The organism is Gimesia panareensis (assembly GCF_007748155.1).
GTDB lineage: Bacteria > Planctomycetota > Planctomycetia > Planctomycetales > Planctomycetaceae > Gimesia > Gimesia panareensis.
Window position 1 is genome coordinate 275,877 of sequence record NZ_CP037421.1, and the last position, 13,366, is coordinate 289,242.

6 protein-coding genes are annotated in these 13,366 nt (G+C 54.1%); 4 read left to right on the top strand and 2 right to left on the bottom strand.

Annotated features, from left to right (window positions below; genetic code table 11):
• Positions 1 to 212 precede the first annotated feature (212 nt).
• On the bottom strand, positions 213 to 2,105 hold the full coding sequence (locus Enr10x_RS01100) for an alpha/beta hydrolase (RefSeq protein ID WP_145447901.1): 1,893 nt from the start codon (positions 2,103 to 2,105) through the stop codon (positions 213 to 215).
• A gap of 81 nt (positions 2,106 to 2,186) precedes the next feature.
• Entirely contained in the window at positions 2,187 to 2,915 is a 729-nt protein-coding gene (locus Enr10x_RS01105; RefSeq protein WP_145447902.1) for an SGNH/GDSL hydrolase family protein, read from the bottom strand.
• 315 nt (positions 2,916 to 3,230) lie between these two features.
• On the opposite strand from Enr10x_RS01105, the gene Enr10x_RS01110 reads away from it, so the two are divergent.
• From Enr10x_RS01110 to Enr10x_RS30485, 4 genes are all read left to right on the top strand, one after another.
• A complete protein-coding gene (locus Enr10x_RS01110) occupies positions 3,231 to 7,427 on the top strand; it encodes a hypothetical protein (protein ID WP_145447903.1) in 4,197 nt (1,398 codons plus the stop codon).
• 95 nt (positions 7,428 to 7,522) lie between these two features.
• A complete protein-coding gene (locus Enr10x_RS01115) occupies positions 7,523 to 8,989 on the top strand; it encodes a hypothetical protein (protein WP_145447904.1) in 1,467 nt (488 codons plus the stop codon).
• Positions 8,990 to 9,029: 40 nt separating this feature from the next.
• Positions 9,030 to 10,787: a hypothetical protein gene (locus Enr10x_RS01120; protein WP_145447905.1), complete on the top strand. Its 1,758-nt coding sequence runs from the start codon at positions 9,030 to 9,032 to the stop codon at positions 10,785 to 10,787.
• Between the two features lie 107 nt (positions 10,788 to 10,894).
• On the top strand, positions 10,895 to 13,099 hold the full coding sequence (locus tag Enr10x_RS30485) for a DUF1559 family PulG-like putative transporter (RefSeq protein ID WP_145447906.1): 2,205 nt from the start codon (positions 10,895 to 10,897) through the stop codon (positions 13,097 to 13,099).
• Positions 13,100 to 13,366: the final 267 nt, after the last annotated feature.

Below are 13,366 nucleotides of genomic sequence, written 5' to 3' on the forward strand. Positions count from 1 at the left end.
AATTCTTTCAGTATCAGACAACCGGACCTCTGGGTCAAGTATGGCTTAGCAGTCAGAGACTTCGATTGTGAGTAATCAGTTGATACCTAAATATACTGTGCGCCTGACACTCAGTCTGTCAGTTCTCACTGGGAAGATGTTCAATTTGCTTTCGTTTTTTCAGCTCCTATGCCGCTTTGATTTCTATGGAAACCGGCCGGTACGTTCTGAAATTATGGCTTTCTCTGCCAGTGCAGATTACGAAACTCCGGTGCAGGGCCGCGCCAGTTCTTACCGATGATTCTTGGCTGTCCTTTACCTCTGCGTGTTGGCTGCAGTCTCTCGGCGTGAGTGATTTTCAGCTGTCGAATGCCTTCCCAGCCTGGTAATTCATCGCCGTTCCAGCTTTGAAAATCATCTGCTTTCAGAACAATGCTCTCCCAGTCGCCGCCCCCTTTGAGTTCGACCTCAGCGGCGTATCCGTCAATGACGAACACCAGCAGATTGGCTTCCGCAGCGCGCACTTCCAACGCAAGCTGTGCCTGCTTTGGCGCTGTCCAGGTAGCGTCATTGAGTTTATGTGTGATCAGCGTCCATTCGTCAGGTCGATAGTTAAACCATTCCTTGTGCCAATCGTCTTGAAAGTCTTCGATCAGGAGTGTCGGTTCAAGAGTCGCCCGGGCACCGGCATCACGCATTCGGTCGGGGGCGACCTGTGTGACCAGCGACGAGACGTTGAATGATTTTGTGGTGTAGGGCCGGTAGTAATAGCCCGCTCCGGAAACAGGTTCATCGAGAGAATACCGCACGTTGGCGTAGACCCAGAGCGGCTGGTTGATATTGCCCAGGGGGAGTGTTGCCGTCCAGGTCCCATCGCCTTCAGTAGCTGGCGCATGATGCCAGAAGCGATGCATGGTCTGCAGCCGGTCTTCGGGACGCTCGTCCTGTTTCCCCTGTTGAGTATAATAGATATCGACCGCGAGAACGGGCCGGGATCGATCTGGTTGCACCTGGAACCGGGGTACGCCATCGCTGGTTTTGAGTGTCAGTGTTGTTGTCGGTGTCTTCGGAAACGAAAATGATTTTTTCAAATGCTGGTCCAGCCAGAGCATTGTCGCGACTTCAAAATCGGGCGTGTCCTGGTGATTGTGGTGTGGCGAACAGGTGACACGCCATTCGCTACTTTTGATTTCGCTGACCGCAGCAGGCAGGTTGCCCAGACGCCCGTGAAAGTCGTTTGCGGGGCTGAGGAAGATGATCGGACAGGAGATCTGTTTCAGGCTGACATCATCACCCAGGGTCGCCCGAAAGAGCGGGCTTTGATTGTAACGATCGCTGATACCGCCACAGGAGGGAGCTGCAGCTTTCACGCGCGGGTCGGGTGCTGTCAGGACGGTGAGTTTGCCACCCATGGAATGTCCATATACGCCCAGTCGATCCGGGTCGACCATCGGCTGTTGTTCCAGAAATGTCAGTGCGCGACGTGCGGCGAGTGCACATAGAAACCAGCCACTATTGCGCGGCGACTCGACCTGGTCCAGCGTCCAGTCGGCGGGCCTGGCGCTGGGAAAGACGTTGCCGGGATGTTTCCCTGGCGCATGATAACCGTCGAGAGCGCCCCAGTCTGTGGTCACCTTATAGTTTGGATCGTCAGTCTTGCCTTCCCAGAACAGTTTTACTTCAACCGGAGTCACCCGGTAGTCGGGGGCATTGATCCGTCCTGCCCAGGCAATGGAGACTGTGGCGTATCCTCGCCTGGCGTTCATGAGACACGCCTGGTAGTCAGCGTATTGTCCTCCACCGTGAATCTGTACCAGTCCGGGTAATGTTTTCTTACTTCCGGCGGCGCTTTTGGGAAATCCAAAAATCCCCGCCAGTCGGGCGGTCTGACCTTTGAAGACGCCCATCCGGAATCGTACCACGCGTAGCATCACGCCGTCTTCTTCCCACTCTTTGAGAACTTCCACTTCGAGAGGTTCCTGACGTGGATCAAAGCCGGCCCACATTTCCTCAAAGTTTTGTGGTGCTGATCCGTCTTTCAAGGGGGGGAGTGTTTCGGGCTCCTGACCTGGCACCACGGAAGACGAGATCAGAATTAGAACCAGCAGGGATGTGAACCGTTTCATGATGAGGACTCCCACTGGAGACTGAATGAACTACAGGTGATCGTGGAGTAGTGTGATCGTCTTGCTGACAGATGGGCACGTTCAGTTTTTGTCTGTCTTTTTTGCCGGCAGTGCGGCTTTGATTTCGCTGGCCACCTGTTTTGCCAGTTTCGCAGATCCGGCGGGTTTGAAGTGGACGTTGCCCGGGCCGGCCCAGAGGGACGCGTCGAAGCTTAAAGCGAGCTGGTGCAGATCGTCGATTTTGATGCCGTGCTGTTTCATGATCTTTGTGGCGACCTCGTTGTATTTCAGGTCATCGCCCACAACGCGGCCCGCTTCCCCTTCGGGAACCGGAGTGGTGGTGGCCCAGATCAGTGTGGCGCCTGTTTTTTCGAGTTGCTTCACCAGTGCTTCCAGATTTTTCTCGTACTCGTCCAGGGGAACGGAGATGGTGCCGTTGACTTTGTCGCGGTGTCCCTGGGTTTTGGAATCCGGGTGCCGGTAGCAGAGATCGTGCAGTCCCCAGTTGAAATGGATCACGTCCCAGTCGGTTTTCCCCAGCCAGCGTTTGAGGTTTTTGAGTCCCCGCTGCGTATCGCCGCAATTGGCTTTGACGCGCTCCACGTCGGCCACCCCTTTGAGCAGTTCGATGGTGGGTTTGGTGTATCCGATCGAAATCGAGTCGCCAATGATCAGGACGTGGGGCAGGTCGGAGTTCTTTTTCGAGCTCTGCTGTGAATCTTTCCTGTCTTGCGCGGGGCAGACCGATGTCAAAAACAGGATCGAGAGGAGTGCTGAGAGAAGTCTGATAGTTTGCGCCAGTCGTGTCATTTTCTATTTCCTGCTGGAAGTAAAATTCGAATGCGGTTCTCTTCAGTATCAGTCAGGCCATGGGTCCGGTCAAGCGAGAGCACTTTCTCTGTCGTGTTCCACAGCTGGCGACTGATCATTCAGGAACTTTCTAAAACGTTGAATCTGAAAAAATGTTTCGTAATCCAGGTTGATCCGGGTAATTCCGATGATCATTATGAACAATACAATATGTGTGCATCTGCGCTCAGCATTGGGGCCTTCTGATTTTTTCATGTTGTCACTCTGTCGAATCCTTAAACCGCCACTCTATCCCGATTCAGAAGGAAATTCCCCGTGTTTTCACGCATTCAAAGGGTCGGACTCTCAATCTTGTCTGGATGTGTATTCTGCTGTCTCACGGTCCTGCAGGCGTCCGGCGACGAGTCGGAAAGGCAACGGAAACACGGACCAGGGGAAGCACATCTGCAGCCTGTCAATCTGCCGGAAGTGACACCAGCCCGGATGAAAGGAGAGCAGACTGTCATCAGGCTGCCCGGTGCCTGCAGCGAACTGGCGATTGGCGGCGGCGGGCGTTTTTTTGTATTTCACGTTCCGGACAAGAGACAACTGGTGGTGTTTGATGTTTCCCGACTCGGGATCGTGAATGCGCTCGATCTGAATTCACAGGATTTCTGTTATACCGCCGGGGCCGACAAGCTGGTGGTTGTCTATCGCGATCAACACAAGATTCAGCGGTATCAATTGCCCACGCTGAAAGAGGAGCGGTCACAGACACTGCCTGCCGATTTGAAAGTGGCTCACATCACCATGGGAGCGGCTTCCAATGGACCGATATTACTGGGGGCCGAAAAAACGCATGACGCGTGGCAGTTTCTGGATCTGGAGACACTGGGCCCGTCATCGGTTCAACTGTTATCCGAGTGGGAGCTGAATCAGGCGGGGCAGTGTGATGTCGAAGCTTCCGCCGATGGTCGCGTGTTTGGAATCAGCCTGGCGAATGAATCCCCTTCAGGGATGCTGCGGGTGGCGATTCAAGGGAGGACGGTTCAGACACGTTTTCTGAAAGAAACCTGGGGAAAAGTCTTTCTCAATCATGATGGCAACAGGCTGTTTAATCTGACGGGGATCTACGATCAGGAGCTGAAAAAACTCGATCCCTTTGGAAACCTGATCGGCGGGTACCCGTCCCGTTTCAGTGATTTTTATCTGCATCCACTTGGGGGTAGAGGAAATCCTTATTCGGTCAGTCTGCCAGGAGAGCATAAGAATTTAGCGGTTGTGCCGGGGCCTGGCCCTGAATTATCTCCGAAGTTAAATCGGATCGTTGTGCCGAACGGGTATCGCCCTGATGTCAAAACGCCTGGCTACCCGCGACGTATCTTTATCGAGCAGGCGCAGCTGATGATGTACATCATGGACACGAATAATTCGCTTGATGTGCGTTCGCTGGATGTCGTTGAGGAAGTGAAGAAAAAAGGAAAACTCGGGCTCTATGTTTCGCGTTCTCCTGCGGAAGTCGCATTTCGGGGGGAATTATACGAGTCTGAAATTAAGGTCAAGTCTGTCTGGGGCGATGATGTCAAGGTGGAACTGATTCAGCCTCCCGACGGGATCACTGTGACCCCGGAAGGTAAGATTCGCTGGGAGGTGCCTGAGGATTTCGGCGTCGACTTATCTCATTTGGCCGATCAGATCGAACTGAAGTTTCTTTTCAAGGATCCCCGTGGAAGAGGGACCGTCATCGAGACCACGCTGAAAATCAGGGATCAGCCTGTCAGATCGGAGCCCCGGCGTCTGACGCCAGCCGGGGAGGCAGGTGAAACACACCTGAGGCCCCCGATTTTGCCTGAAATCAGCGCGTCTGCTTTTGAAGGTGATCGCGCTGTGATCAAGTTGCCGCGCCACTTCAGTCGCGTCATTTCCGGGGGCGGCGGTCGTTATCTCATCTTTTACTTACCGGATATCCGGCAACTGGCGCTGTTTGATGTGTGCCGGGCGCGCGTCGTAAATTACCTGACCGTGAATTCCAGACTGGTATCCTTTGCCGCCAGTGCGACCAAACTGGTTGTCCTCAATCACGATCAGAGAATCCTCACACGATATGAGCTGCCGACGTTTAAGGAAGAATATACGCGGCGGATCCCGGTGGAGGGGGTCGTGGTGCAGCTGGCGATGGGAGCGGCTTCGAATGGCCCGGTTTATGTCGGCTCTGTCCGGACCGAGGAACGGGATCATCGAGTATTCCAAATCAGTTTTCTCGACCTGGAATCTCTGGAACCGATTGAACTCGAAAACGAGTTTCCCTCTGGGATGCAACTGGGAAAGATCAGCGGCATGCACATCAATGCTTCAGCCGATGGGAAGGTCTTTGGGTTCGGTATGGAGGGAGATCGCAGCTGGTCAGGGGGGACCTTAGAAGTGGACGGGAAACAGCTGAAAACCGCTTCCCTGAACAAAACTTACGGACCGGTGATCCCCGGACCTGATGGCAATCATCTTTTTGTCCGCGGCGTGGTCATGGACAGAGGTTTGACTCCTGTCTACCAGGAATTGAAATACCTGTATCCTTCCATGGATCCGAACCTGCTGGTGCACAGGAAACCCGGTTCGAAACGCGATGTCAAGATCTACATGCTTGGTGATACAGAGCCGCTGGTCATCATCCCGGATGTCTGGGAGACAGAGCATCATATCAACGAGTCGATGATGAGTTCCGACGGGAGATACATGAAAGCCTTTTATATTCCCCAGGCAGAGACCCTCGTCTACCTTTCCGAAACGAAAAGTCGAATTCATCTGCATCGTATCAAGCTGGATCAGATTTTAAAGGACCGCCAAGAGAATTACTTTTTCATCCAGAGCCAGCCGGTCAGGACCGCGGCGCGTGGCAAGCAGTATGAATATGCACTCGAAGTCAAATCAAACCAGACACCGTTGAAGTACCAGATCGATTCCGGGCCGGCGGGGATGACGGTTTCCGACGCAGGTGTTGTGAGCTGGACTGTCCCCCGCGATTTTGAGAACGACCAGGAGACAGTCATCATGACCGTGACCAATTCGGCAGGCAAGTCTCTATATCATCCCTACCTGCTTTCCATAACCGGAAAGGCGCCCGCTCGATCAGCTTCCCCGCCTGTACCGGCACGAATGCAGCTCGCCAGATTCGATTCAAAGACGGTCCGAGATCGCCTCGACCGTGCGTCTCAAATCACTCTACCACAGCTGGAACCGGTCCAGTTTGCAGGGAAGCAGAAGCAGGTCAAGCTGCCTGGAGAATTCACGGATCTGGTTACAGGGGGAGGTGGTCGCTATCTCATTTTGCATTTTGAGAAACTGAATCGGTTGGGAGTCTTTGATACGTCCCAGGCCAGAATCATCAAATTTGTGCCGGTCGACTCAAAAAAGGTGATGTTCGCAGCGGGAGCAGAACACCTGCTGGTGGTCGATCCAGAGAGTAAGATTCTGAAACGCTGGAGCCTGAAGACGTTTCAGCAGGAGGCGTCTGCGACGCTGCCTGTTGAGGAACCATTAGACGGGATCATGCTCGGACATGCCTCGCGCGGACCTCTGGTGCTGGTGGTGAAAAGCGCTACTCCCTATCGCTTTTTTGATCCGGTTTTGATGCAGGAGATCAAGCTGGAGCATCTCAAGGGAGAGCTGCCCCCCGGCGTTGATCGCAATTCCAGTGCGGGAATGGCGCTCAGGAGTCAGATGACGATTCCCCTGGAAAATGCGAGGGTGTATTCGCAATTCCTGGGGACCGACCGAATCTCGGCGGATGGCCGCATGGTTGTTGTATCAGGAGGAATTCTGAAATTAACGGCCGTTTCTCTGGAGACGTTTCGACCGGAAGGAATCAGTTCCGACCTGATCCCCAATCCGGCTGGCACGCGAGTTTATTCCACGAAAGGAAGCCACCTGTCTGCAGTGGAACCGAGCAGACCTTCGAAATACCACACCTGGCGGGTTCCTGCGGCACAACCCGGTTATTATTTAGTGACGCTCCCGGGCCGCTCAAAAAAGACGCACCGCAGCATCGACATGCTGACCCTGCGGGTGGAAGGGAAAGAGAACCCCCAGTTTGCCCTGGAGGATGTCGATTTTTCTCTCAGCTCGAACAAGTCAAAGAATCCGGTTCCGATTAAAAAACGGTTCACCTACCTGCCGGATGCGAATCTGCTGGTACAGGTTCCCAATTCGAGGGATACATTACTCCTGCACAAAATTGACATCAGGGAACTGCTGAAAGAATCGGGGGAAGATTATCTCTATCTGACTTCGTTGTATCCTCCGGCCGGCCAGCTCAGAACGCTCTGGAAACATCAGTTGTCCGTCCAGTCCAGAGAGGATGTGACCTATCAATTGGAATCTGCACCCGAAGGAATGCAGATCTCACCTGACGGCCTGATGACGTGGAAGATTCCTGCAAATTATTCCACATTACATCCGGAAGTTGAGGTGCTAATTAAAAGTCAATCCGGCAAGGAATGCACATACACCTTTAAAATCACCATTCCGGAGGTGTACTGAAACAATCAGAACAGGGCAGGACGGGAGCGTCTGATGTCCCTGGTTGCGTCGGCAGTGGAAGTACGGGATCAGTGAATACAACAAGGAAACCGATTATGAAATCAGCAGCAGTGACAGGTTGCATTTTTCTGATGCTCTGGCTGGGCGTCCAGGAGACGTCCGTAGGGCAGTCACAGCCTGGTGAAGCGCACCTGGCTCCCGTGAAGCTGCCCCCGCTGTCGGTCACACAATTTGAGGGCCCCAGCACGACGGTGAAACTGCCTGCCCCCTATGTGGGTGATGCCGTTGATGGTGGCGGCGGTCGGTACCTGATCTTTCAGTTGCAGGATCAACCACAGCTGGCGATTTTCGATGTGGTGGAAGCCCGAACGGTAAAAGTGCTCGATGTGGGGTCGGACGATCTTGCTGTCGCTGCCGGGGCCGACAAGCTGGTGGTCCTGCTCCGCGATCAGCGTCAACTGGAACGGTACAGTCTGCAGACGTTCGAAAAGGAACTGTCCGTGGCTCTGCCTCCGGGAGACCCGGTGTCGCGGATCACCATGGGAGCCGCCTCGAACGGTCCGATCCTGGTGGGGGCGGAAGCGGGGGCTGGCAGGCACCCCTCTTTTCTGGATCTGCAAACGCTCCAGCCGAGTGCGATCCAGATGTCAGAAGAATCATGGGAATCCATTGAAGGTCAGAACCTGCTGGTCAAGGCCTCTGCCAACGGGCGGGTCTTTTGTCTGTCCCAGTCGGGGAAAGATCCCACGTTCGGGACGATGGTGATCGCTGTGAAGGGGAATCAGGCGCAGGTTCACTATGCAAAAGACAGGAAGGGGTCGAAGAACAATGACGGAGAATACCTGAATATCGTCATTCCGGGCCCGGAAGGGAAAGCCATCTACACGGAAAACGGAGTCTACTTCCCGGATCTGGTTCGCCTGTCCAGGGAAACGGAGTATCGCGACATCTCCTTCGGCATACCTGCGTTGCAGGGGGACCTCAGTATGAGGCTCGTGTCTGGCAGTTCTTCTGTTGATATTTTTCGTACGGGCTCATTGCCAGTCCTGGTTACGTTGCCCAAGATCTGGACGAAAGACCTCTGGCCCGATTTCAGGCTCGGCTTGAGAACGGCCCACGCGCGTCTGCGATATCTCCCGGAGGCGCATCTGATTTCTTTTCTGCCGGAGAGTCGGGACGAGATTGTTTTGCATCGTTTTGACATCGATGCGGCTCTGGGAAAAAATGGAGACGAATTCCTCTTTGTAACGAGCTTTCCGACCCGTTACGTGGAGCGGGGAGATACCTATCAGTACCAGGTGAGATTCAAATCCCATACGCAGTCGATCAAATATCAGGTAACGTGGGGACCCGTTGGAATGACCGTCACGCCTGAAGGCCTCGTCAAGTGGGATGTTCCGGAAAATTCCACCAGTGATAAAGAACGAATCCACCTGCTTTTGGAAACGCCTTCGGGAGACCGGTTTCTGCAGGCGTTTGTGATTAACGTGGCATACAAGCCGGGGGTGTTAGGTGAGCCGCCGGTCAGGCCCGGCCGGAATTCCAGAGCCTCGCGGCGGTAGGGAGCGCGGGCATGGATTTTTCTCTTAAAGTTTTCAACATGTGAAAGTTGCTTCCGAGGTTTCGATGGTGATTCAATTCAAATGCAGTGGTTGTGGTAAAGGTTATCAAACCAGGGACGATCAGGCGGGCGAGCAGATCGAGTGTCCGCAGTGTCAAACCCTGCTGACCATTCCCCAGGCAGGCACAGGCCCGTCAATCGCTGCGAAAAGCAGGAAAAACCTCTTCGGCGAAGTCGCCGGAACGTTTCTGATGATCGGTGCGATCCTCACCGGGTTGGTACTGCTGATTGGCGGTGTCGTTTTTCTCGTGTGGCCGGACGATGATGCGGATGAAGCGTCCGGGGAGAATGCGGTTGCTGCGAGTTCCACCACCGAAGTTGAGTCTGGTCCTCCCGTAATCGATCTGATCGGCACTGCTCCCGGAAGTCCGCCAGAACTGCTAACGGTCTCCGGGATTGCCCCCACAGAGGAGAAAACCGAGCCGGGGTTCACAAGGTATGCGGGAGGGCAGCAGGAGATCAAGTTGCCGGGAGTGATGGCAGATCTGGTGGCGGGTGGCCGCGGGCGTTTCCTGGTACTCTATCTGAAAAAGCAGAAGCAGATCGCCATTTATGATGCCAACGAGGTTAAGATCGTCAAAACCATTCCCCTGGAGACAGATGACGCACTGATCGCAGCCGGGGCGGATGCTTTTGTGATTGCAGATCGGGCGGCAAAGAAGCTGGAACGCTGGTCGTTTGAGTCATTAGAGAAGGAGTCGGAAGCACCTTACCCCGGCCACTTTCAGTTAAAGGACATGGCGCTGGGTTATGCTTCACAGGGGCCAATACTCCTCTATTTCATGAATGAGAACGACAGGCAAAACCGGTATCTGCTGCAGTTCTACGATCTGGAAACGCTCCAGACTGATCCTGAATATGACAGGATCAGACTGACCGATGTTTCATCAGCAGGCCCGTTGACCTTCCGAGCATCCGGGGATGGCACCGTGTTTAGTATTACCAATTCCGAAGACGGCAACATTCGGGGGCTGTTTAATGTCAAACGCAAACCACTGGAGCCAAAAATCTGGCGATTCAATGGAGACCGCCAGCGTTTCACTGAGGGCAAATACTTTCTGCCGGATATGACTGGGGCGCTGATATTGTCGGACACCGGCCCCTATTCCCCGGAGTACCGGTATCGAGGCGATAAGCCCGGCGAGGGCAGAGTGGTGCCCTCCACGCATCCGAACTTCTATGTGTCCCACCCGCTTGAAGATACCAGGGTCGAAATTTTTCTTGCCGAATCCGGAGAAAAAATTGCTTCGAGCATAATCGGTCCCCTGGGAAGACTGTCTGACGAACTGGATCGCATCGACAGAGATCCTGAACGGCGCCGTGTGAAAGATCTGTTACCACTGGAAAAGCGGGTGCATTACATTTACCAGTCGGATCAGATTGTCACCGTGCCCTTTACGGATGACGCACTGCGAATTGTTCCGTTCTCACTGGTCGATGCGCTCAACAAACAACAGCAGCCTTATCTGTTTGCCACTTCAGTCGCTCCCCAGAGCTGCGTCAAAGGTTCAGAGCTGGATTACCAGCTGGAATTCCAATCCAGTTCCCCGTCCGTGACGGTTGAACTGAGCGCCGCGCCGGAAGGCATGACGCTGTCAGAGACCGGTCGGCTGACCTGGCAGGTCCCGGAAACGTTTGCAGACAAAAATGTGTATGTCATCATCACGCTCTCTGCCGAGGATCAGCAGATAGCGTTTCAGGTGCTCCCGCTGGTTGTGCAGGACCAGGAAAGTGGTTGACTGGTTCGTTGTTCTTTCCTGCAGACATGACTGGCGGAAACGCGTTCTTCTGTCGGCTGTCGATCCATTTGCTGTTTAACAGATTCAAGAATTCACGTGAGGCATTCATGGTCATTCAGTTTCGATGCGAGCAATGCGGTAAGGAATATCAGGTTGCAGATGAGATGCGCGGCTGGCGGTTGACTTGCAAAGCCTGTGCGGCATCGATCAGGATTCCGGAGACTTCCGCAGAGGATGAGGAATTACTGGAGGGCTCGGATTGGATCGAAGAGGACGAAGAGCCGGAACCAACACCGGAACCAACACCGGAACCAATAGCAGAGCCGGAAGTGCTGGAAGTGTTGGAATGGATTGAAGAAGACGATGAGATTGGAGAGCTGGAACTGCTCGAGGAGGATACACCGGCAGAAGAAGAGTATGAGGACATCTCCTCCCTCGTCGACCGCAGGAAAAAACGTTCCGAAGAAAAGCAGCAGCATGCTTCCTCAGGGAGTGGCGGGGCCGGAAAATGGTTACTGATGGGCGGTGGAACGCTCGTGCTTCTGTTACTGGTCGGTCTGGGACTGTACCTGATCTTCCCGTCAGGTGAGGACGCAGAGCAGGTGGCAGAAACCACTCCGCCAGGGGAAACCGAAGCGGATGCAGAGGCATCGGGACCGATCTTAATCAAGCCTGAAGTACGAGAGCCTGAGCCCGTTGAACCGCAGCCAGTGGCCTCGAAGCCTGTCGAGCCGAAACCAGTAGTCCCCCAGCCTGTCATGCCGAAGCCTGCTTTACCAAAGCCTGCAGTGCCGAAGCCCGTAGAGCCGAAGCTGGCCAAATCAAAGCCGGTTGAGCCGATGCCTGCTAAGCCGAAGCCGGTCGTGCCTCAGCCTGTGGAACCGAAGCCCGACCTGCCAACGCCTGCTGCGAAACCGGTTGCCCAAGACACTTCAAAGAAGTCTGAGATACCAGCTGTGGTCAAGCTCAAATTCAGACAAAAAGAACCAGTGACACAGCCAACGATGTCACCTGAGCGGTATGATGCCGTGACAGATTCTTTTCGTAAGATGACAAATGCATTTCATAATATGGCTGATATATATCAAGGATTTATGCCCGACCCCAAAATTTACAAGAAATACTACGATGAAGAAGGCCGTTTGAAGGTCAGCTGGCGCGTGCACCTGCTCCCCTATCTGGAGGAAGAAGTGTTGTATCGGCGGTTCAAGCTGGATGAACCCTGGGACAGTCCAGCCAATAAAGAAGCTGCCAAATATATGCCTGATGTCTATCGCTCTCCTGAAACACCCGCCGATTCGAATCTGACCCGTTTTCGTGGCTTTGAGGATCTGGAAAGTGTCGTACCGCCGGCAACGGTGGGGCGGGCACGGGGCAGGGGGGCGAGCGCGGTGGCCTCGATCTTTACAGTCGGTTCAAAAGGCAGGATGAGGGATATCATCGATGGTTCTTCCAACACCATCTTTTTCATCGAAGCGGGCCCCGACCAGGCCGTGGAATGGACGAAGCCGGGAGAACTGGATCTGGCTTCCGCATCCAAATCCGTCGGCAAGACACCGTTGGGCATTCCCACCGCCTTTGTTGATGGGCGGATCCGTTTATTGAAATCGAGCATCGACGATGAGACCTGGCGGAGTGCAATTCATCCTGCAGATCGGGTCAAACTCGATATTGATAAACTCTCGCTCAAGATTCGCAGGGTCGTGAAAGTGGCGACTCCTGAAAAAAATCTGGCGCAGATGCAGAAAATTTCGCTTGGACTCCGGAGGTTCGTCGATTCCCATCGTCGATTGCCACCTGCTTCTGAGCATGTCATGAAAGGGAAACAGCTGTTAAGCTGGCGCGTGCACCTGCTGCCGTCCCTGGATGCCTATGCCCTGTATGCGCAGTTCAAGCTGGATGAGCCCTGGGACAGCCCGCATAATATCAAACTGCTGGAACTGATGCCGGACGTTTATGAATGTGAAGGTGTGACGCAGCCCGGGATGACTTCGATCATGACGTTTGTCGGCCCCGGGACTCCCTTCCAGGTCGATCGACCGGGCCCTTTATACAGACAATTCCGCGATGGGAGAAAGTATACGATTCTGTTTGTCAAAGCCGGCCCGGACAAAGCGGTTCCCTGGACGAAACCGGAGGACCTGCCCGTCGATCCGGAAGACCCGCTCAAATCACTGGGAACGATCCAGGGAGATCATTTTCAGGCGGGGATCGCGGATGGAACCGTGCACGAGATTAAAACGGATATTCCAGCCGAGACATTAAAGCATCTGATCAATCACCAGGACGGCAAGGTCGTCGGCGATTTTTAAAGATCACAGTGTCTTAGTTCGTCTATGGTGAGTCACGACCAGGGAGAGTCGTTTCACAAACTCAAAAAAAGAGCTGGTTCTTTGCAAATCATGCGAACCAATGGACGTGGGTCGCTGTCTTTTATCAGCAGCAGACGGATGTGAAGACAGCGTTTGCGATAGACACCTCGCTGGCGAGGTACTGAAATCATTTGTCCCTGGAGTGTGCCGGATTCGCACGCGAGCCCGCGAAGCTCGTAGATCAGGTTCAATTCCTGGCGGGGGCAC

Excerpts from the sequence above, each read along its gene's own strand:
- Enr10x_RS30485 (WP_145447906.1), top strand. The coding sequence starts at position 10,895 with ATGGTCATTCAGTTTCGATGCGAGCAATGCGGTAAGGAATATCAGGTT.
- Enr10x_RS01100 (WP_145447901.1), bottom strand. The coding sequence starts at position 2,105 with ATGAAACGGTTCACATCCCTGCTGGTTCTAATTCTGATCTCGTCTTCC.
- Enr10x_RS01105 (WP_145447902.1), bottom strand. The coding sequence starts at position 2,915 with ATGACACGACTGGCGCAAACTATCAGACTTCTCTCAGCACTCCTCTCG.
- Enr10x_RS01115 (WP_145447904.1), top strand. The coding sequence starts at position 7,523 with ATGAAATCAGCAGCAGTGACAGGTTGCATTTTTCTGATGCTCTGGCTG.